Annotated in this window: 20 protein-coding genes; 12 read left to right on the top strand and 8 right to left on the bottom strand. The window is 65.6% G+C overall.

Annotation, left to right across the window (positions count from 1 at the left end):
* Together Q4G50_RS04545 and Q4G50_RS04540 are read left to right on the top strand one after the other, a co-directional pair.
* On the top strand, positions 1–864 hold an 864-nt coding region (locus Q4G50_RS04545; protein ID WP_303376453.1), incomplete at its 5' end, for an FAD-dependent oxidoreductase.
* A gap of 64 nt (positions 865–928) precedes the next feature.
* The gene (locus Q4G50_RS04540; protein ID WP_303376452.1) at positions 929–1,987 is read left to right on the top strand and encodes a hypothetical protein; all 1,059 of its coding nucleotides are present in this window, start codon (positions 929–931) and stop codon (positions 1,985–1,987) included.
* On the opposite strand, the gene ramB is transcribed toward Q4G50_RS04540, so the two are convergent.
* Positions 1,984–3,411, bottom strand: coding sequence for an acetate metabolism transcriptional regulator RamB (gene ramB / locus Q4G50_RS04535; protein WP_303376451.1), 1,428 nt, complete (start codon positions 3,409–3,411; stop codon positions 1,984–1,986). The genes Q4G50_RS04540 and ramB overlap by 4 nt on opposite strands.
* Positions 3,412–3,822: 411 nt before the next feature.
* Between ramB and Q4G50_RS04530 the strand changes: the two genes are divergently transcribed.
* The 8 genes from Q4G50_RS04530 to Q4G50_RS04495 all read left to right on the top strand — a co-directional run bounded on the left by Q4G50_RS04530 (position 3,823) and on the right by Q4G50_RS04495 (position 10,836).
* Positions 3,823–4,578 carry a succinate dehydrogenase cytochrome b subunit gene (locus Q4G50_RS04530; protein WP_303376450.1) on the top strand — a complete coding sequence of 252 codons (756 nt, stop codon included), beginning with the start codon at positions 3,823–3,825 and terminating at the stop codon, positions 4,576–4,578.
* A gap of 25 nt (positions 4,579–4,603) precedes the next feature.
* Positions 4,604–6,613 carry a fumarate reductase/succinate dehydrogenase flavoprotein subunit gene (locus tag Q4G50_RS04525; RefSeq protein ID WP_303376449.1) on the top strand — a complete coding sequence of 670 codons (2,010 nt, stop codon included), beginning with the start codon at positions 4,604–4,606 and terminating at the stop codon, positions 6,611–6,613.
* Positions 6,613–7,362, top strand: a complete 750-nt coding sequence (locus tag Q4G50_RS04520; RefSeq protein WP_303376448.1) for a succinate dehydrogenase/fumarate reductase iron-sulfur subunit — start codon at positions 6,613–6,615, stop codon at positions 7,360–7,362. The genes Q4G50_RS04525 and Q4G50_RS04520 overlap by 1 nt, the downstream gene beginning before the upstream one ends.
* Positions 7,363–7,405: 43 nt before the next feature.
* On the top strand, positions 7,406–7,783 hold the full coding sequence (locus tag Q4G50_RS04515) for a hypothetical protein (protein WP_303376447.1): 378 nt from the start codon (positions 7,406–7,408) through the stop codon (positions 7,781–7,783).
* Positions 7,784–7,976: 193 nt separating this feature from the next.
* Complete coding sequence (locus Q4G50_RS04510; RefSeq protein WP_303376446.1) at positions 7,977–9,293, top strand: DUF445 domain-containing protein; 1,317 nt, start codon at positions 7,977–7,979, stop codon at positions 9,291–9,293.
* A gap of 25 nt (positions 9,294–9,318) precedes the next feature.
* Positions 9,319–9,999: a CGLAU_01105 family protein gene (locus tag Q4G50_RS04505; protein ID WP_303376445.1), complete on the top strand. Its 681-nt coding sequence runs from the start codon at positions 9,319–9,321 to the stop codon at positions 9,997–9,999.
* Positions 10,000–10,006: 7 nt separating this feature from the next.
* Positions 10,007–10,294: a DUF2516 family protein gene (locus Q4G50_RS04500; RefSeq protein WP_303376444.1), complete on the top strand. Its 288-nt coding sequence runs from the start codon at positions 10,007–10,009 to the stop codon at positions 10,292–10,294.
* Positions 10,291–10,836 carry a hypothetical protein gene (locus Q4G50_RS04495; protein ID WP_303376443.1) on the top strand — a complete coding sequence of 182 codons (546 nt, stop codon included), beginning with the start codon at positions 10,291–10,293 and terminating at the stop codon, positions 10,834–10,836. Before Q4G50_RS04500 ends, Q4G50_RS04495 begins: the two co-directional genes overlap by 4 nt.
* Here Q4G50_RS04495 and Q4G50_RS04490 read toward each other — a convergent pair.
* From Q4G50_RS04490 to Q4G50_RS04480, 3 genes are read right to left on the bottom strand one after another with little or no spacing between them, the layout of a single operon-like run.
* On the bottom strand, positions 10,799–11,554 hold the full coding sequence (locus Q4G50_RS04490; RefSeq protein WP_303376442.1) for a DUF2993 domain-containing protein: 756 nt from the start codon (positions 11,552–11,554) through the stop codon (positions 10,799–10,801). The genes Q4G50_RS04495 and Q4G50_RS04490 overlap by 38 nt on opposite strands.
* 20 nt (positions 11,555–11,574) lie before the next feature.
* On the bottom strand, positions 11,575–12,387 hold the full coding sequence (locus Q4G50_RS04485; RefSeq protein WP_303376441.1) for a class I SAM-dependent methyltransferase: 813 nt from the start codon (positions 12,385–12,387) through the stop codon (positions 11,575–11,577).
* A gap of 27 nt (positions 12,388–12,414) precedes the next feature.
* Entirely contained in the window at positions 12,415–12,918 is a 504-nt protein-coding gene (locus Q4G50_RS04480; protein WP_303376440.1) for a DUF2505 domain-containing protein, read from the bottom strand.
* A gap of 51 nt (positions 12,919–12,969) precedes the next feature.
* Between Q4G50_RS04480 and Q4G50_RS04475 the strand changes: the two genes are divergently transcribed.
* Positions 12,970–14,058: a UDP-N-acetylmuramate dehydrogenase gene (locus Q4G50_RS04475; RefSeq protein WP_303376459.1), complete on the top strand. Its 1,089-nt coding sequence runs from the start codon at positions 12,970–12,972 to the stop codon at positions 14,056–14,058.
* A 116-nt stretch (positions 14,059–14,174) separates the two neighbouring features.
* Positions 14,175–15,305, top strand: coding sequence for an HNH endonuclease signature motif containing protein (locus Q4G50_RS04470; RefSeq protein WP_303376439.1), 1,131 nt, complete (start codon positions 14,175–14,177; stop codon positions 15,303–15,305).
* Here Q4G50_RS04470 and Q4G50_RS04465 read toward each other — a convergent pair.
* From Q4G50_RS04465 to Q4G50_RS04450, 4 genes are all read right to left on the bottom strand, one after another.
* Positions 15,302–15,559, bottom strand: coding sequence for a metal-sensitive transcriptional regulator (locus Q4G50_RS04465; RefSeq protein WP_303376438.1), 258 nt, complete (start codon positions 15,557–15,559; stop codon positions 15,302–15,304). The genes Q4G50_RS04470 and Q4G50_RS04465 overlap by 4 nt on opposite strands.
* A gap of 10 nt (positions 15,560–15,569) precedes the next feature.
* A complete protein-coding gene (locus Q4G50_RS04460) occupies positions 15,570–17,189 on the bottom strand; it encodes an FAD-dependent oxidoreductase (protein WP_303376437.1) in 1,620 nt (539 codons plus the stop codon).
* Between the two features lie 10 nt (positions 17,190–17,199).
* On the bottom strand, positions 17,200–17,373 hold the full coding sequence (locus Q4G50_RS04455; protein ID WP_303376436.1) for a hypothetical protein: 174 nt from the start codon (positions 17,371–17,373) through the stop codon (positions 17,200–17,202).
* 74 nt (positions 17,374–17,447) lie between these two features.
* Positions 17,448–19,154 (bottom strand): long-chain-fatty-acid--CoA ligase, encoded by a 1,707-nt coding sequence (locus Q4G50_RS04450; protein ID WP_303376435.1) that lies wholly within the window; start codon positions 19,152–19,154, stop codon positions 17,448–17,450.
* Positions 19,155–19,183 lie beyond the last annotated feature (29 nt).

Genomic DNA, 19,183 nt, shown 5'->3' with positions numbered 1-19,183 from the left:
ATCGGCATGGAGTTCGCCTACGTGCTGTCCAACTACGGCGTCGACGTCACAGTCATCGAGTACATGGACCGCGTCCTGCCGAACGAGGACGCCGAGGTGTCCAAGGTCATCGCCAAGGCCTACAAGAAGCTCGGCGTGAAGCTGCTGCCGGGTCATGCCACCACCGCCGTGCGCGACAACGGTGACTCCGTCGAGGTCGATTACCAGAAGAAGGGCTCCGACAAGACGGAGACCATCACCTGCGATCGCGTGCTGGTGTCTGTCGGTTTCCGCCCGCGCGTCGAGGGCTTCGGACTGGAGAACACCGGTGTCGAGCTGACCGAGCGCGGCGCCATCGCCATCGACGACTTCATGCGCACCAACGTCGAGAACATCTACGCCATCGGTGACGTCACCGCCAAGCTGCAGCTGGCCCATGTCGCAGAGGCACAGGGCATCGTCGCCGCCGAGACCATCGCGGGCGCCGAGACCCATGAGCTGGGCGATTACATGATGATGCCGCGCGCCACCTTCTGTAACCCGCAGGTCGCCTCCTTCGGCTACACCGAGGAGCAGGCCAAGGAGAAGTGGCCGGACCGCGAGATCAAGGTCGCCTCCTTCCCGTTCTCCGCCAACGGCAAGGCCGTCGGCCTGGCTGAGACCGATGGCTTCGCCAAGATCGTCGCCGACGCTGAGTTCGGCGAGCTGCTCGGCGGACACCTCGTCGGTGCCAACGCCTCCGAGCTGATCAACGAGCTGGTCCTGGCGCAGAACTACGATCTGACCACCGAGGAAATCTCCCGCGCCGTCCACATCCACCCGACCCTGTCGGAGGCTGTCAAGGAAGCCGCCCACGGTATCTCCGGCCACATGATCAACTTCTAATAGGTACGATCTGCGACAAGGGGTCTCCTCCCGGAGGCCCCTTTTTGCATGCCAGGAAAGGAACATGATGCCCACTATCGGCATTCTCGCGGACTCCGGACAGCCGCTCGCCGACGCCTCGCGGATCCTCCGCTCCGTGCTCAGCGACATCCGGGAGGGCGACACCTTGCGCGGCACGTGGCCCGGAATCGGGCCCGTGGAACTGCGGGAGGGCACCGTCCCCATGTCCCCGGATGGGGAGGTGGAACTCGGCGCACATGCCGCCGAGCTTCTCGACGCTCACGGCTGGTCCCGCCTGATCTATCTCACCGATCTGCCGTTATCGGCGTGGGAGAAACCGGTGGTCAGCCAGCGCTTTGCCGAGGTGCCAGCGGTCCTGCTTTCCCTGCCTGCACTCGGGGCCTTCGGTGTCCGGCGGCGTCTGCGCCGCGAACTGAGCGGCCTGGTGGAACACGATGAACTCAGTGCCGGGGTGTTTCGTGAGGGCCCCGACCCGGCGGAACATGCGGATTCGGCGGATCAGCCGGGCGTCGAGACGCGGGTCCTGCAACACCCGGGCCTGACCCTGCGGATGGTGGCCGGCATGGTCCGCAGCAACGAGCCCGGTCGATTGCTGCCCGTCCTGTCATCCTCGCTGGCGGCGATGGTGGCCACCGGTGGTTTCGGTATCTTCTACGGCTCGATCTGGCAATTGGCCGAAGAGCTGACCTTCTGGCGGCTGCTGCTCATCAGTGTGTTCGCCACCGTCTCCTTCACCGGCTGGCTCATCGTGCACAACCGCCTATGGCAACGCCGCCACACGCAGGAATCCCGCTGGCGGGAAATGGTGGACAACCTCGCCACCGTGGGAACCATCGGGATGGCCGCTATCACCCTCCACTTCGCGGTGTGGCTGATCATGGTGCTGGCGTCGGTGGCGGTGATCCCGCGGGCCTATCTCGAAGGGGAACTCGAGCGCGACGTCGGGATGATCACCTACTTGTCCATCGCCTGGCTCAGCGCCTCCCTCGGCGCGATGGCCGGTGCCCTGGGCTCCAATTTCGACCGCGACGTGGAGATACGTTCCGCCACCTACAATCTCCGCGAACACGAACGCCGTGCCCGCCGCTGGGCGGGCGACTAGTTGTAGGGGGCGACGGAGGAGCGGTGGGCGTCGATAGTCAGTTCCTCATGGATCGGCGGGAAGGCGCGCTGGGTACATTTCTCGCGCGGGCACACGCGGCACCCGGCGCCGATGGGGGTGGCACTCGACAGGTCATCGAGGTCGAGCCCCTCCGCGTAGACCGTACGATCAGCGTGCCGGGCCTCGCAGCCCAAACCGATGGCGAAGAGCTTGCCGGTGTCCCCGAAACGTCCGCGGTGGTGGCGAACCGTGCGGGCAATCCACAGGTAATTGCGACCATCCGGCATCTGCGCCAGCTGCCGCAGGATCGTCCCCGGGTTGGTGAACGTCTCGTAGATGTTCCACAACGGGCACGTGCCGCCGGAATTCGCCAGGTGGAAACCGGTCGCCGACTGCCGCTTCGACATATTCCCCGCCCGGTCGACGCGGACAAAAGTAAAGGGGATACCGCGGAGGTTGGGGCGCTGGAGCGTCGATAAGCGGGACGCCACGGTTTCGTAACCGACACCGAAAACGTGGCAGAGGAAGTCCACGTCGTAGCCGGAACGCTCCGCCTCCGCATGGATGCCCTGATACGGCAGCAGAACGGCGGCCGCGAAGTAACTCGCGATACCGCGGCGGGCCAGATTCGCCGAGGCCTCGGAAGTGAAATTCGCGCCCGCCACCAGCGTTTCGATGTCCTTCTCCGCCTCCAGATAAGCCAGTTCCATGCCCATGCGGAAGGCGCGCTGACCCGTGTTGAGGCGGCTGGCCAGCTGCAGGTGGCCGGTGTTGCGGTCCAGGGTGTGTAGCGTGCCGTCAAGCTCAGCCGAGGTGGAGATCTCAATACCGTGTTGCTCCCGCAGGCGCTGCGCCAACGCCTCCTCAGTGGAACGGATGGAGAAGCGCTGGATATCCAACTCCCCGGAGATCTGCTCGGCGGCGGTGTCCAGATCGTCGAGATAGTTCTGCCGGGCGTAGAAGAAATCACGGACCTCGTCGTGGGGCATCGACAGGGCCTGCGGGCCGGCGGCGTGGGAGGGGCCCGCGTGGCGGCGGGTGTCCGTGGCGATCGACAGCTTGTCGCGCACGTTGCGGTAACGCCGGTGCATATCGACCATGGTGCGGGCGATCGCCGGGTGGTTGTACACGAGCTCGGACAGCTCCTGCAGCTCTACCGGGCTGGGGCACAGCTCCTTGTCCAGCACCACGTCCTGGATCTCGGCGAGCAGGCGCGAATCATCGTCGCGGGAGAAGAAAGTGGCGTCGACGCCGAAGGCCTCGGTGATGCGTAGCAACACGGGCACGGTCAGCGGGCGTACGTCATGTTCAATCTGGTTGACGTAACTGGCTGACAGGCCGAGGGTGGCGGCCAGTGAGGCCTGGCTGAGGTCCCGTTCGCGGCGCAATTGGCGCAGGCGCGAACCCACGTAGGTCTTTCCCATGTCCGACATAGTAGCGTGACCAGGCTCACGTGTCGGCCACTTTGCGAACTTTGCGTGGGCAACCTTTTACTTTCGGCGAATCTTGTGGCGGGAAGATGTGTCGACACCTCGGAATAACCAAAAGTTTGATACCTATCGGGGTGGGGCGGGAGGCTACCTCTAGTACGGGTGACTAACCTCACAATCGGCCGGTCAGCGCGTGTCGGCACAACCGGACACCTGCCTTTAGTGCTGTTGGGGCGCCTGTGGGGGGCTTTTATGCACACTTTCCGGGCCACGAGTTAAGGTTAGGCTGCCCTCAGGTGGCGGCTGTTGCGGGTGTGACAATGGGGGGAAGTGGCCGAAGAGCTGCCCGGAAACTCGTCGGGATCGGGGACGGGACCGTAAAGTATGAGCGACACTGGAGGTGCCATGACTGTTAAGAACGCAGACCGGGACGCAATCGTCCACGGCAAAATCACTGAGAAGCCGCTGCGCGAGCGGCCGTCCTACCCGACCTGGGCAATCAAGCTGGTGATGGCCATTACTGGCCTCATCTTCGGACTCTATGTCCTCGTCCACATGGTCGGTAACCTGAAGATCTTCATGCCGGACCACAACGGTGTGGCTGCCATCAACGAGTACGGCGAGTGGCTGCGCACCATGGGTGCGCCGATCTTCCCGCGCGAAGGATTCCTGTGGATCTTCCGCATCGTGCTCCTGGCTGCCGTCGTGCTCCACATCCACGGCGCATTCGCCCTGCACGGACGTTCCCGCGTCTCCCGCGGCAAGTTCCAGCGCACCAACCTGGTCGGTGGCCTGAACACCTTCTCCAGCCGCACGATGCTCATCACCGGCATCATCCTGCTGCTGTTCATCGTCTTCCACATCCTCGACCTGACCATGGGTGTCACCCCCGCCGCGCCGGAGACCTTCGCGCACGGTGAGATCTACGCGAACCTCATCGCCAGCTTCTCCCGCTGGCCTGTCGCGATCTTCTACATCCTCGCCATGGTCGTCCTGTTCCTGCACCTGTCCCACGGCATCTGGCTCGCAGTGTCGGACCTCGGCATCACCGGCAAGCGCTGGCGCAAGGTTCTGCTCGTCGTCGCCTACCTGGTGCCGGCGATCGTCATGATCGGCAACATCTCGATGCCGCTGTCCATCGCACTGGGCTGGCTCAGCTAGGTCCCGAAGGGAAGTTTAGAAAAATATGAGCAACACTGATACCGCTTCTCGTCCCGAGTTCCGTCACCCCGAGTCCATCGTCGAGGGCGTCGTCCCCGGCACCATCCTGGACAACGCCGAGCCCCAGGGCGTCCCGACCAAGGAGATGTGGGACTACCAGAAGGAGCACATGAACCTTGTGTCTCCCCTGAACCGCCGCAAGTTCCAGGTCCTCGTCGTCGGCACCGGCCTGTCCGGTGGTGCCGCCGCCGCCGCCCTCGGCGAGCTCGGCTACGACGTGAAGGTGTACACCTACCACGACGCCCCGCGTCGTGCGCACTCCATTGCCGCCCAGGGTGGCGTCAACTCCGCCCGTGGCAAGAAGGTCGACAACGACGGCGCATACCGCCACGTCAAGGACACCGTGAAGGGCGGCGACTACCGTTGCCGCGAGTCCGACTGCTGGCGCCTGGCCATCGAGTCCGGTCGCGTCATCGACCACATGAACGCCATCGGCGCCCCGTTCGCCCGTGAGTACGGCGGCACCCTGGCCACCCGTTCCTTCGGTGGCGTGCAGGTCTCCCGCACCTACTACACCCGTGGTCAGACGGGCCAGCAGCTCCAGCTGTCCACCGCCTCTGCGCTCACCCGCCAGATCGGCCTGGGCAACGTGGAGATCTTCACCCACGCTGACGTCGTCGACCTCATCGTCACCAACAAGGACGGCAACAAGCGTTGTGAGGGCATCGTCACCCGTAACCTCATCACCGGTGAGCTGACCGCCCACACCGGCCACGCCGTCATCCTGGCGACCGGCGGTTACGGCAACGTGTACCACATGTCCACGCTGGCCAAGAACTCCAACGCAGGCGCCCTCATGCGTGCCTACGAGCACGGCGCCTACTTCGCGTCCCCGGCGTTCATCCAGTTCCACCCGACGGGCCTGCCGGTCAACGCGACCTGGCAGTCGAAGACCATCCTGATGTCCGAGTCGCTGCGTAACGACGGCCGCATCTGGTCCCCGAAGGAGCCCAAGGACGACCGCGATCCGAACTCCATCCCGGAGGAGGAGCGCGACTACTTCCTGGAGCGCCGCTACCCGGCCTTCGGCAACCTGGTCCCGCGTGACGTCGCTTCCCGTGCGATCTCCCAGCAGATCAACGCCGGTCTCGGCGTGGGCCCGCTGCACAACTCCGCGTACCTGGACTTCCGTGACGCCATCGAGCGTCTCGGCCAGGACACCATCCGTGAGCGTTACTCCAACCTCTTCGAGATGTACAAGGACGCCATTGGTGAGGATCCCTACACCTCGCCCATGCGTATCGCCCCGACCTGCCACTTCACCATGGGTGGCCTGTGGACCGACTTCAACGAGATGACCTCCATCAACGGCCTGTTCGCCGCCGGTGAGGCCTCCTGGACCTACCACGGTGCGAACCGTCTGGGCGCCAACTCGCTGCTGTCCGCCTCCGTCGACGGCTGGTTCACCCTGCCGTTCACCATCCCGAACTACCTGGCCAACCACCTCGGTGAGGATGTTCTGCCGGCTGACTCTCCTGAGGCTGCCGAGGCTGTCGAGCGTGCCCAGGCCCGCATCGACCGTCTGCTCAACATCCAGGGTCCGAACCCGCACGGTGCCGAGTACTACCACCGCCAGCTGGGCGAGCTGCTGTACTTCGCCTGTGGCGTGTCCCGTAACGTCCCGGACCTGCAGGACGCGATCGTCAAGATCCGCGCCATCCGCGAGGACTTCTGGACCAACGTCCAGATCCCGGGCGAGCAGAACTACATGAACCAGGCTCTTGAGTACGCGGCACGCGTCGCTGACTACATCGACCTGGGCGAGCTCATGTGTGTCGACGCACTCGACCGCGATGAGTCCTGTGGTGCACACTTCCGTGACGACCACCTGTCCGAGGACGGCGAGGCCGAGCGCGACGATGAGAACTGGTGCTTCGTCTCCGCGTGGGAGCCGGCCGGCGAGGGCAAGTTCATCCGCCACGCTGACCCGCTCTACTTCGAATCGATCCCGCTGCAGACAAGGAACTACAAGTAATGAAGCTGACACTTGAGATCTGGCGTCAGGCCGGACCGACTCACGAAGGCGCCTTCGAGACCGTCGAGGTCCCGGATGCCGTGCCGCAGATGTCGGTGCTGGAGCTGCTCGACCACGTCAACAACCGCCTGATCGAGGAGAACAAGGAACCGTTCATGTTCGCCTCGGACTGCCGCGAGGGCATCTGTGGCACCTGTGGCCTGCTGGTCAACGGCCGCCCGCACGGCGCCGGCCAGAACACCCCGGCCTGCCAGCAGCGCCTCGTCGGTTACAACGACGGTGACGTGCTCAAGCTGGAGCCGATGCGTTCCGCTGCTTTCCCGGTCATCAAGGACATGGTCGTCGACCGTTCCGCCCTGGACCGCGTCATGCAGAAGGGTGGCTACGTCTCCATCAACGCCGGCACCGCCCCGGATGCCGACACCCTGCACGTCAACCACGAGACCGCCGAGTTCGCACTCGATCACGCAGCCTGCATCGGCTGTGGCGCCTGCGTCGCGGCCTGCCCGAACGGTGCTGCGCACCTGTTCACCGGCGCGAAGCTGGTTCACCTCTCCCTCATGCCGCTGGGCAAAGAGGAGCGTGGCAAGCGAGCACGTCACATGGTCGATGAGCTGGAGACCAACTTCGGTCACTGCACCCTCTTCGGTGAGTGCGCTGACGTCTGCCCGGCGGGTATCCCGCTGACCGCCGTCGCCGCTGTCACCAAGGAGCGCGCACGCGCCGCCTTCCGCGGCAAGGACGACTAAGCTCGGGGTCACCCGAGTCACGAGAGACGAAAGCGAGAAAGCTATGGCTTCCAACAACTTTGCGGTCGCCGATCAGGCATCCGAGAGCTTCCCGGACTATGAGCCGAAGCTCCACGATTCCTACATCGACGGTTATGACCCGGTGTCCCTGGGTGCCCCGCACTCCTCCCTGGAGCGCTCCTCCACCTGGATCGGCATGGGCCTGCTGCTCACCTCCCTGGCAGGCTTCGGCATCTTGATCTGGATGGCTGCGACCCTCCTGTGGGGTCAGGGCGTCACCGTTGCCGAGTACGACACCACGATGTACATCATCATTGGTGCCGTCATCGCGGCTGTCTGCCTCATCGCCGGCTTCGGTCTTATCCACCGCGGTCGCCGCTACTACCGCGAGTACCGCGACACCACCGGTCGTAGGAACTAGGTTCTAGCTGACGTCTTTCGGCCCGTCCGGCCCGCTCCCTCCCCGGGGAGCGGGCCTTTGACGTTCCCGGGCCCCGTAGGCTGGAGGGCGTGCGTCGAAACATCATCATTGTCCTGATCACGCTGATCACGATTCTCACGTCGATCAACATCCTCATGCTCGCCTTTGAGATGCTCTGAGGATAATGGTCGACATGGGAAAACACAGCCAGCTGGAGCTTATCGACGCCCGCACCGTCCCCGGCCCGAGCCCGGAGGTGGAGGCGCAGCGTCGCCGCACGCTGCGAAACCACAAGATTTTTGTCACCAGCTTGCTGGTGGTCGCGGCGGTTATCTTTCTCGCGTGCAGTTGGTGGCAGAACCAGCCGGGTGGCGCCCCGGTGTGGGTGGGGTATGTGCGTGCCGCCGCTGAGGCAGGAATGGTCGGTGGCTTGGCGGACTGGTTCGCGGTCACCGCACTGTTCCGGCATCCTTTGCGGATCCCGATTCCGCACACGGCGTTGATCCCGAAGAAGAAGGATCAGCTGGGGCAGGCGTTGTCGGAGTTCGTCGGCGAGAATTTCCTCAACGCCGAGTTGATCACGGAGAAGGTCTCCAAGGCGAATATCCCGGAGAAGCTCGGTTCCTGGTTGGCGCATCCGGACAATGCCGCGAAGGCCTCCCGGGAGGCGGGTAAGCTCACCGCCAACGCCATCCGGGCGCTCGATCCGGCGGATGCGGAGATGCTCATCCAGTCGCAGCTCATTGATCGTTTCACGCAGCCGCAGTGGGGCCCACCTGCTGGTCGCCTGCTGGCTGATCTCATCGAGGACGGTCGCACCGAGCCGGTCGTCCAGGAGGTGGTGACGTGGGCGCACCGCAAGGTGCTGGGCATGGAGGACACGGTCATCACGCTTATCGACGAGCGCATGCCCCAATGGGCCCCCCGTTTCGCCAAGGACCTGGTCGGGGCGAGGGTGTACAAGGAATTGGTGGGGTTCACGGCGGCCGTCGCGAATGATCCCGAGCATGAGGCCCGGCACGCCATCCGTCGTTTCCTGGGGGAGCTGGCGGATGATCTGCAGCATGATCCGACGATGATCGCGCGCATCGAGGGCATCAAGCAGGATCTGCTGGGCTCCACCCCGGTCAAGGGTGCGGCGGCCGCGATCTGGGCGTCCGCCTCCGCCTCGCTTATCGACGCCGCCGAGGACCCCTCCTCCCTCCTGCGTACCAAGATCACGGAGTTGTGCATCACCTGGGGCACGAATATCCAGACTGATCCGCAGCTGCGCGCCAGCCTCGACCGCCGCATCACCGGGGCGGCGGCCTTCCTCGCCGACAATTACGCGGGCGAGGTCACGGCGATCATCTCGGAGACCGTGGAGCGCTGGGACGCGGAGGAGGCCAGCGACAAGATCGAGCTCATGGTGGGCAAGGATCTGCAGTTCATCCGCCTGAACGGCACGATCGTGGGTGCGCTCGCCGGATTAGCTATTTACACTGTGAATCATCTGCTCTTCGGGGCATAACCGACACACAGAAAGGGCCAGTCCCATGACCAACCCGAACGACAACAACAATTCCCTGCTGGATAACCTGCGTGAGCCTTTCCAGGCGTGGGTGGCCGCCGGCGCCCGCCTGGGTGATGTGGTCTCCGATTTCACGGAGCGTTACCGAGCGGACCGGGAGCGCACTGACGCGCCTTCGGATGTGCACAGCGTGTACTCCGGTGAGGCGGCTACCGCGGGCCAGGAGTCTGTTAAGCAGCGTTTCGCCACTGCCGCCCAGGAGGCGCGCACGGGCCTGAGCGGTGCGCAGTCCACCGAGGACTACAAGAATGTCTCCCTGGCGTTCGCCTCCCGCGCGGAGGACATCATCCGTGACATCGCCGGGTCGGTGCGTCGTGCTGCGGGGGAGACGAAGTCCTCCGAGTCCGCTTCCGAGGCCCGTTCGGCGTTTTCCAGCGCCACCGCCTCGGTCCGCGCCACCTTCGAGGAGACCGTCGAGCAGGCCCGCGCCCGTCGTGCGGCCGCCGGCACGGGCGATGAGGCCAGCGAGCAGTCCTTCATCGATGATCTGCGCCGTCGCCTGGATGATCTGATCGCCCGCGCCGGAGATGCTGTGGACAAGGACGCAGAGACCCCCTCGAAGAACGATGACGGTGAGGTGCCGCATATGATTGACGGCGAGGTCGTCAGCTCCGAGGACGTCCCGAACCCGAATAAGGACAACTAGCACTCTCATGTCACTGATCACCGGTCTCACCATTTTCGAGATGGTCCTCTTCGCGGCCATCGCCCTGTGCGGCGTCGTCGGCGCCCTCCTCGCGGCAACCACCCGCGATGACGCCTATGAGGCGGGGAATCGCCAGTCGAAGTGGATCTGGGTGGCCATCCTCATGGGTTCCGCCTTCGTGGTGGTCACCCGCGTGCCGTTTCTGTCGTGGGCGGGCATGGTGGCCATCGGCGTGTTCTGGTTTGATGTGCGCCCGCACCTGCGGGATATCGTCAGTGGTAATTACCGGTGGTGACAACGGATGAGGCGTGGCTGAAAAGCCGCGCCTTTCTTTTGCTTATCGACGCCCCCGTCACCATCCCCGACGCCGTCGCCCAGGCCCGCTCCGCGGGCCTGGCGGGGGTGGTGCTGCACCCCTCGCATGTGCAGCTGGCGGGTGACACGGCGGGGCTGACAGTGGTGTCGGTGGTGGGTTATCCCTCGGGATGCCACCACACGCTGGTGAAAGCGGCGGAAGCGCGCCTGGCGGTGGCGCAGGGGGCGGAGGAGATTTGGTTGGCCACTGACCCGGCCATCACCGACGACAACGCCTTGTTGGCGGAGTTCGTCGCCGTGCGGGAGGCGGTGCCCCCGCCGGTTACTCTTGCCGTGTTCGGCGACCACGCCGCGACTGCCCGGTTGGCGGGTGTGGACCGGATGGTGGGGGCGTCGATAAGCGGGGATCTGCCGCACACCATCCTGGCCGATTCCCTCGATGCTGTCATCGCCGCGCTGGAGGCGGGCGCGGACCGGGTCGCGGTCAGCGACGTGGCAGCTGTGTGTCCGCCACCTGGCTGAGGGCGACATTCTCACCGGCCAGGGTGAGGCGGGCGCCGCCGTCGATGACGTCGAAGGCGTCGATGTCGAACTCGCCGGCCTGTTCCTGTACGCCCTGCTGGAGGGCCTGGGAGATGAGGTCGGTGACCTGCGAGGGTAGATCGAAACCGAATAGTGTCGCGCCGGCGGCTTCGAAGGTGAGGTTGCCGTCAACGGGGCGGGGAATGAGGTTGAGTTGGGCGAAGCCGCCGTTGAACTCCACGTCGAGGGTGCCCTCGGCGGGGTTGGCGGTGATATTGGAGATGTCGACCAGGCCGCCCGCCGCGCCCTCCTGCTCCATGCCGTTTTTCACCGTGGCCAGCAGGAACTCGCTGGGCACCTCGGTGGTGGTGACCATGCGGGCGGCGACCGGGTTGTCCGAGTCGGAGATATCCAGGTCCGTGAGCTGCACGTGGGCGCCGGGCTGGCCGAGGATCTCCTGGCCGGTGACCTGCAGGGTGGAAGGGGTGGTGATCTCCACCTCCGGGATCGAGCCGCGCGCCGCCGACAGGACCAGCGGGGTGGTGCCGAAACCGATCGTCGGATCCTCCTCGAGGGCCACGCCATCGGCGGCGGCCTGCTCCTGAAAACTCGTGCGCAATTCGTTGCCGATGAACCACCGCAGGCCAAATTCCGCCACCAGCAGCATGATGAGCAGGGCGACGGCCACGCCGACGAGGAACTTCCAGATCTTTGCCATGACAGACAGTGTGGCGCAGCCTAGGGGGTGGGGGCAACTGCCGCCCAGGGGATTGTCAGGAGGTTGTCACGCAATGTGCGGCGGACGGGGTGGACCGGCCAGCCTTCGTCGATAAGCAGCTGCCGGGCGTGGCGCCAGCGGACGCGGGGACCATAGGGTTCCCAGCCGGCGGTGCGGAACCAGGCATCATCCGCCGCCTGGAGCAGGGCATGGATCCGCTCGCCAGGAGTGTTGCGGTGGATGAGGATCTTCGGCAGGCGCTCCGCCACATCGGAAGGCTTCTCGACATCCCACGGGTCCCACGCCAGGGTCAGCGAGACGGGGCCGTGGGCGTCGATGAGCAGCCACGTGGAGCGTCGGCCCAGCTCATCGCAGGTGCCTTCGATGAACAGCCCGCCGGGGGCCAAACGTGAGGTCACCGACTCCCACGCCTGTTCCACCTGATCGACGTCGTACTGCCGCAGCACATTGAAGGCACGCACCAGGTGCGGGCGGTAGCCGGCGAGCTCGAAACCACCGAGCTCGAAACGCACCCCGTCCCGCGGGGGGAGCACCCGCTCCGGGTCGATCTCCAGGCCCATCACCTCCAGATCCGGGCGGATCGTGCGCAGACGCTGCGCCCATTCGACGGTGGTGGCGTGGGAAGCACCGTAACCGACGTCGACGGCGAGGGGGGAGGCGGCGTCGATAAGCAACCGCCTGATACGGGGATGATGCACCACCCACCTATCGCAACGCCGCAGCCGATTATGGCCGGTCGTGCCGCGGGTGATCACGCCAAAAGGCCGACCACGACCCGCCTCCGCGCGGAGGTTGTGGGCGTGGTCGGCCATGGGTGAAGCAGTAAGAAGGCGAAACGCTTAAGCGTTCTCGCCGATCCAGCGGTTGGTCAGCTCACCTTCGTTGTTGAACAGATCGCCGAGAGCCTCCGCGACCTTCGGCTCAATGGCCGGGCCCATGAACGGGATGTTCACCGAGACCTCATTGGAGTAGGCGAGGGTGGTGGTGGCGTCATCGCCGGAGACATTGATATCACCGGAGAAATCGACCGGGGTGCCCTTGACATCAGCGGTGTAGGTGACCGCGGAGGCGTTGTCAGCCAGCGGGCCGACGGTGACCACACGCTTGACCTTCAGCGCCTGGGAGATCATCGCGCGGACCGCCTCCGGGAGGATGTCCAGCGGTAGAACCTCAAAAAGGGTGGCGACAGCGCCGCCCTCCGTGGTCTCGAATTCAGCGACCTCGCCCGGCTCGGGGGAGAGGTTCTGTGCGATAAATGCCCAGTAGTCAGGGTTCGTCAGCGCGGCATGGACCTTCTCGACCGGCTGGTTGATGGTTACGGTGTTCTCACTGCGGGTTGCCATAGCTAACAGACTACCGTTAAGCACGTGAGCGACTCATCTCTGACCCCGGACATCCAGGCACATCTCAGCCAGCTGACAGGCGTGGTGCTCGACGACACCACCACCTTCGCCGATCTGACCACCCTCCACCTCGGCGGACGGCCGTTGCTGGTGGTGCGCTGCGCGACGGCGTCGGCCGTGGCCGAGGCAGTCACGCTTCTCGACGCCCACTCCGTACCCCTCCTCGTGGTGGCCGGCGGCTCCAACCTCGTCGTCGCCGACGGGGACCTGGACCTGGTCGTGGTGCTGCTGGAAAACGACGACCTCTCGCTGGACATGGCGACCGGGCGCGTGGTCGCCGGGGCCGGTGCCGTGTGGGACGATGTTGTCGCAGCCTGCGTGGACGCTGACCTCGGCGGCATCGAGTGCCTGTCCGGCATCCCCGGATCCGCTGGCGCGACGCCCGTGCAGAACGTCGGGGCGTACGGCGTGGAGATCGCCGACGTGCTCGTGCAGGTGCAACTCCTCGACCGGGCAAGCGGGGAAGTGTCCTGGGTGCCGGCCAGCGACCTGGAACTGGCGTACCGCTACTCCAACCTCAAATTCACCTCCCGCGGTGTGGTGCTGGCTGTGGAGTTACAGCTGTCCACCGACGGGTTGTCCGCGCCCCTGCGCTTCGGCGAACTCGCGCGCCGGTTGGGCGGGGCTGAACGCTGGCCGGTTGCCGCCGTGCGCGAGGCCGTGCTGGCATTGCGCCACGGCAAGGGCATGGTGGTCGTCGAGTCGGACCATGACACTTGGTCAGCCGGTTCCTTCTTCACCAACCCCGTCGTGGACAGCGCGGTGGCGGATGCGGTGCAGGCCGCGGTGCGCGCTTCCCGCGGCGCCGAGGACGCCGAGCGCATGCCCCGCTTCCCGGCCGCGGGAGGCGAGAAACTCTCCGCCGCGTGGCTCATCGAACGCGCCGGGTTTTCCAAGGGCCATCCCGGAGAGGGGGCGCCCGCGCGCCTGTCGACGAAACACACTCTGGCGCTGACCAACCGCGGCTCGGCATCGACATCCGACCTGGTCGCCCTGGCCCGCGAAGTCCGCGATGGGGTGCGCTCGGTGTTCGGCGTGGAGCTCGTGCCCGAGCCGGTGTGGGTGGGAGTGTCGATCTGATTTTGTCAACTGGTTGGTTGATAGAAATGCGGCTTTCTGTGGATAACTGGTAGTTATCCACAGGCTGGGGTGCTTGCTTATCGACGCCGGCGTGGCCCGCGTTTATGGTTCGGGGCATGAACACTGTGGATGCGTTGGCGGCCTTGCGGGCCATGCGGGTGCTGGGGGAGTTGTCCTCCGGTGACCTGACCCGCGCGCATCTGGATCAGTGGGGTTTTCAGGATGCGGGATTGTGGGAGCGGTTGGCGCTGATCTATTTCGGGCCGACACGTTCCAAGAAGCTGCAGGCCGCCGCGCGGGAAGCAGCAGCACCGTTGTCGTTGGATGCGGTGGCGGTGATTGAAAAGCACCTGCGCAAACTCTCGCCGAAGGCCGGGGTGTCGGTGTGGGAGCTGCGGGTGGAGTTGTGCGGGCTGCGCGGCACGGTGGCCGAGATTGGGCTGGAGGCCGCAGCCCGGGTGTTGGCGCATAATCGCCGGGCCCCGGATGGTGATAGCCGGCGTTTCCGGGCGTTTCGGGGTGGCAAGAATGTTGATGCCCAGGGCTTGTCGACGGCGACGTTGACTCTGCCAGCGGGGGATATGGCCCGCTACACAGCGCATCTGAAGGTCACCGCGGATGCGTTGCGGGAGGCGGATGGGTCGTTGTCGTGGGAGCAGGCAATGGCGGATGCCGCGTTTCAGCATGGTGTCGGTGGTGTCGCCGCCGATAAGGTGGCCCCGCCTATTCCTCTGGGGGTGATGCGGGCCCCGGATTTTGTCTCCCATCACCGTGGAGAAGGCGGGGACACCGTCTTCGGTCTCAGCGATGGGAGGACAATCACGGGCAAGGAGTGGGTGGAAAAGGGTCTGTCCGAGTTGGGGTTTTTCGGGATCTTCGACCTGGTGGAGGGCGGGATTGATCTCTATCGCCTGTCGCGGTTTGCCAATGACAAACAGCGCATCCTGGCGATGGCGGAGAACCTGGTCTGCCCCAACCCGGGGTGTACCACTGCGGCGGCGGATTGCCAGTTCCATCATCTGACTGCGTGGGAACACGAGGGACAGACCAACATGGCCAACCTCTCGGTGGCGTGCCGGGTGCATAACGGGCGCAATGACGATGATCCCAACGCCCCGCCGAAACATGGGCGCCTGGAACGCCGGGAAGGTGGGATCGTGTTCCTCCCACCCGATGGCGGGCCACCCCAGAACAATCGTCATCCCCTGCGGAAACTCTCCGCCCTGGGGCTGCTCGCCGACGCCTAAGCCAGGGACAGGAACATCTGCTCGAGCTTCTTCTCGTCGAGCTCGGAGCCTTCCTCGGCGAAGCACTTCTTCATGCCGGTGGAGACGATGAGGTAGCCGGCACGGTCAATCGCCTTGGCCACCGCAGAGAGCTGCATGACGGCATCCTCGCACTCCTGGCCCTCCTCGAGCATGCGGATAACGGCCTCGAGCTGTCCCTTGGCCCGCTTGAGGCGGGTGATCGACGGCTTGGCTTCTTCGGGTGTGAGCTGCATGCCACTCATCCTATCTCCTGGTGAGCTGGCCATGAGTCCATGTCACATATCCGCCGTCGAGGTTGGCTACTTCCAGGCCCAGATTGTCGAGCAGCGTCGCCGCGACATGGCCGCGCACACCCACCTGGCAGTGGACCAGCACCTTTTTGTCGCGCAGCTCGTCGACACGCGCGCGCAGGTCGTCGACCGGGATGTTGAGGGCGCCCGGGATCTGGCCGCGCTGGTACTCGCCTGGGGTGCGGACGTCGATAAGCGTCCAGCCGTCGGCCAGCGCCTCGTCGAGCTCGTGCCACTGGACGGTGCGCTCACCGGCGACCATGTTGTCGTTGATGAAACCGACCATGTTGATGGGGTCCTTCGCGGAGCCGAACTGCGGGGCGTAGGCCAACTCCAGGTCGGCGAGGTCGGTGGCGCTCAGGTCAGCGCGCATGGCGGTGGCGATGACGTCGATGCGCTTATCGACACCCTGCCCGCCCACCGCCTGCGCACCGAGGATGAGGTCGGTGTCGGCGTCGATGACCACCTTGAGGTGGATGGTTTCGGCGCCGGGGTAGTAGCCGGCATGGTTCGCGGGATGCAGGTGGATGACCCGCAGGTTCTTCCCGGCGGCCCGGGCGCGGCGCTCATTCCAGCCGACGGAACCCGCGGAGAGTCCGAACACGCCGACGATGGCGGTGCCCAGGGTCGGGGTGCGGGTCGCATCGCGGCCGGTGATGATGTCGGCGACCAGGCGCCCGTGCCGGTTGGCGGTCTGGGCCAGGGGGACGAGGGTGTCCTCGCCGGAGACGTGGTCGGCCTTCTCGGCGGCATCGCCCACGGCGAAGATGCGCGGGTCGCTGGTGCGCTGGTGGTCATCGACCTTGATGCCGCCGCGCTCGCCGACGTCGAGTCCGGCGGCCACGGCGAGCTCATTCGCCGGGCGGACGCCGATGCTGGCGATGACGAGGTCGGCGGGGATGACGCGGGCGTCGGCAAGCGTGAGGGTGTCGGGGCCGATGGTCGTGGTGTCGGCGTCGGTGAGGACGGTAACTCCGTTGTCGACCAGCCGCTTCTCGACGATCGCCGCCATCTCCCCATCCAAGGGAGTAAGGATCTGCGGGGCGCGCTCGATGACGGTGACGTCGAGGCCGCGGTGACGCATGTTCTCCGCCACCTCCAGGCCGATGAAGCCGCCGCCGATGATCGCGACGGAGGACACGTCGCCGCTTAAGGCTGCGATGATCGCATCGACGTCTTCAATGGTGCGCAGGTGCAAGGCGCGCTCGATGCCGGGGATCGGCGGGATGATGGGGGTTGCGCCAGGGGAGAGCACCAGGTGGTCGTAGGTGATGACGTCACCGCCGTCGGTGGTGACGGTGCGCTGCGCGCGGTCGATGGCGGTCGCGCGCGTGTTGACGCGCACGTCGAGGTTGAAGCGGGCGGCCAGCGATTCCGGGGTCTGTAGCAGCAGGGAGGAACGCTCCGGGATGACCCCGGAGACGTGGTAAGGCAGGCCGCAGTTGGCGAAGGAGACGTGCCCGGAGGCTTCCAGGACGATGATGTTCATGTTCTCGTCCCGGCGCCGTAGGCGCGCGGCCGTCGACATGCCGCCGGCGACGCCGCCGACGATGACAGTGGTGTTGGTGCTCATGGCGCTGATGTTAGCGCCCGAAGAGGCCGGAGAAGATGCCCCCGGACTTCTTCTCGCTCTTGGCGGCGGGATCGCAGGTGCACCACTGGTTGGCGGGGACGGTGGCCTTCACCTGGTCGACGTGCTGGCCGCAGCCGGCCCAGGTGGTCTTATGGCAGGTGGGGCAGGGGACGGGACGGCACATGGGGATACTCCTCGGGAGGTGGGGGTTGTGCTGACAGGCCCCAATATACCCCCGAGGGTATCTATGAATGCAAGTCAGCGTTCCAGCGACCGCAGCAGGTCCTCCTGCACCTCACGCCGACGGATCTTGCCCATCTGGTCCCGCGCCAACTCCTCGAAGTGGTAGAAGGTACGCGGCACCTTATAGCGGGTGAGGCGCTCACGGGCGAAGGCCTTGAGGCCCTCGGGATCCATGGCGGCGCCGTCGCGAAGCGTCACACAGGCCACGACATCCTCGGAACCGTCCTCGCGCGGGCGACCCACGACCGCCAGATCCACAATGTCCGGGTGATCGCGCATGGCCTCCTCGACCTCCGCGGGGTAGACGTTGAAACCGCCGGTGATGATGACCTCCTTGATGCGGGCCACCAGGCGGATGAAGCCATCCTCCTCCATGACACCGATGTCGCCGGTGCGGTACCAGCCATCATGGAAGCTGTTTTCCGTGGCCTCGGGCTGGTTGAGGTAACCGGGGAAGACCTGCGGGCCGCGGACGAAGATCTCCCCCTCGGTGCCGTCGGGCTGGGTCTCATCGAGGTTGTCCGGGTTGGCGATGCGCACCTCAGTGTCCGGGAAGGGGATGCCGACGTAACCGGGGCGACGGTCATCGTTCATGGGGTTGCCGACGATGACCGGCGCGGTCTCCGTCAGCCCGTAACCCTCCACCAGGCGGCCGCCGGTGAAGCGCTCCCACTTCTCCACCGTGGACACCGGCAGGGTTGCCGCGCCACAGAAAGCATTGCGGACACCCGAGATGTCGATGTTGTCGGCCTCGGCGGCCTCGACGATCTTCTCGTAGAGCGTGGGCACGCCCGGCAGCCAGGTCGGGGTGTGCTTTTTCATCACGTCCATGATCAGTGGGATCCGCGGCGCCGGCAGCAGCACCATTTCGCCGCCGATGTAGACGGACAGGGTGCCCACCATCGTCAGGCCGTAGGCGTGGAACATCGGCAGCGCGGCGAGCATCCGCTCATCCTGCTCACCGAGCCCCGGCACCCAGTTCTTGCCCTGCAGGCAGTTGGCGAAAAGGTTGCCGTGGGTGAGCTGGGCGCCTTTCGGGGCGCCGGTGGTGCCGGAGGTGTAGAGGATAAGCGCGATGGAGTCCTTGGTCACGGAAGGCTCAGAGACGATGTCATCGCCCTCGCCGCCGATCGCCGCACCGATGAGTGCCTCCCACGGCACCGTGTTCGGGGCGGGGGCGGACAGCGCCTCGCGCTGCTCCTTGACCTTCTTGATCGGCAGCTTCAGGGCCAGCTGCTTGAACGCCGGCATGGCCTCGATCATGTTCACCGAGATAATCGTTTCCAGGGAGGTGGTGCCGCGCAGCTTCTCCAGCGTCGGCGCTGCCTTGTCCCAGGCGATGGCGACGCGGGCGCCGTGATCGGAGAAGGGGCCCTCCAGCTCGTGGGCGGTGTAGAGCGGGTTGTGTTCCACGACGGTCGCACCCAGCTTGAGCACCGCGTAGAAGGCGGCGATGTGCTGGGGGCAGTTCGGCAGGATGATGGCGACCTTGTCGCCGGGGCGCACACCGAAGGCGCGCAACCCCGCGGCGGCCCGCCGGACCTGACGGTCGAGCTCGGCGTAGGTCTGCGACTTACCGAAGAACCAGGTGGCCGACTTCTCGGCGTTGATGGCGAGGTTGTTGTCGTAGACGTCGAGCAGGGTCGTCTCGTCGTAGTCGAGGGAGTGGGGAGTCCACTCCGGGTAATAGTTCAACCAGGCCTTGGTCTCGAATGCCGACATAGGATGCCTTCCGCTGCTCGGGGTCTGCT

This window comes from Corynebacterium sp. (assembly GCF_030538285.1).
Classification (GTDB): domain Bacteria; phylum Actinomycetota; class Actinomycetes; order Mycobacteriales; family Mycobacteriaceae; genus Corynebacterium.
The sequence above is the reverse complement of the archived record's forward strand: the minus strand, read 5'-3'. Positions and strand labels throughout refer to the sequence as shown.

Excerpts from the sequence above, each read along its gene's own strand:
- Q4G50_RS04540 (WP_303376452.1), top strand. The coding sequence starts at position 929 with ATGATGCCCACTATCGGCATTCTCGCGGACTCCGGACAGCCGCTCGCC.
- ramB (WP_303376451.1), bottom strand. The coding sequence starts at position 3,411 with ATGGGAAAGACCTACGTGGGTTCGCGCCTGCGCCAATTGCGCCGCGAA.
- Q4G50_RS04530 (WP_303376450.1), top strand. The coding sequence starts at position 3,823 with ATGACTGTTAAGAACGCAGACCGGGACGCAATCGTCCACGGCAAAATC.
- Q4G50_RS04525 (WP_303376449.1), top strand. The coding sequence starts at position 4,604 with ATGAGCAACACTGATACCGCTTCTCGTCCCGAGTTCCGTCACCCCGAG.
- Q4G50_RS04520 (WP_303376448.1), top strand. The coding sequence starts at position 6,613 with ATGAAGCTGACACTTGAGATCTGGCGTCAGGCCGGACCGACTCACGAA.
- Q4G50_RS04515 (WP_303376447.1), top strand. The coding sequence starts at position 7,406 with ATGGCTTCCAACAACTTTGCGGTCGCCGATCAGGCATCCGAGAGCTTC.
- Q4G50_RS04510 (WP_303376446.1), top strand. The coding sequence starts at position 7,977 with ATGGGAAAACACAGCCAGCTGGAGCTTATCGACGCCCGCACCGTCCCC.
- Q4G50_RS04505 (WP_303376445.1), top strand. The coding sequence starts at position 9,319 with ATGACCAACCCGAACGACAACAACAATTCCCTGCTGGATAACCTGCGT.
- Q4G50_RS04500 (WP_303376444.1), top strand. The coding sequence starts at position 10,007 with ATGTCACTGATCACCGGTCTCACCATTTTCGAGATGGTCCTCTTCGCG.
- Q4G50_RS04490 (WP_303376442.1), bottom strand. The coding sequence starts at position 11,554 with ATGGCAAAGATCTGGAAGTTCCTCGTCGGCGTGGCCGTCGCCCTGCTC.
- Q4G50_RS04485 (WP_303376441.1), bottom strand. The coding sequence starts at position 12,387 with ATGGCCGACCACGCCCACAACCTCCGCGCGGAGGCGGGTCGTGGTCGG.
- Q4G50_RS04480 (WP_303376440.1), bottom strand. The coding sequence starts at position 12,918 with ATGGCAACCCGCAGTGAGAACACCGTAACCATCAACCAGCCGGTCGAG.
- Q4G50_RS04470 (WP_303376439.1), top strand. The coding sequence starts at position 14,175 with ATGAACACTGTGGATGCGTTGGCGGCCTTGCGGGCCATGCGGGTGCTG.
- Q4G50_RS04465 (WP_303376438.1), bottom strand. The coding sequence starts at position 15,559 with ATGCAGCTCACACCCGAAGAAGCCAAGCCGTCGATCACCCGCCTCAAG.
- Q4G50_RS04460 (WP_303376437.1), bottom strand. The coding sequence starts at position 17,189 with ATGAGCACCAACACCACTGTCATCGTCGGCGGCGTCGCCGGCGGCATG.
- Q4G50_RS04455 (WP_303376436.1), bottom strand. The coding sequence starts at position 17,373 with ATGTGCCGTCCCGTCCCCTGCCCCACCTGCCATAAGACCACCTGGGCC.
- Q4G50_RS04450 (WP_303376435.1), bottom strand. The coding sequence starts at position 19,154 with ATGTCGGCATTCGAGACCAAGGCCTGGTTGAACTATTACCCGGAGTGG.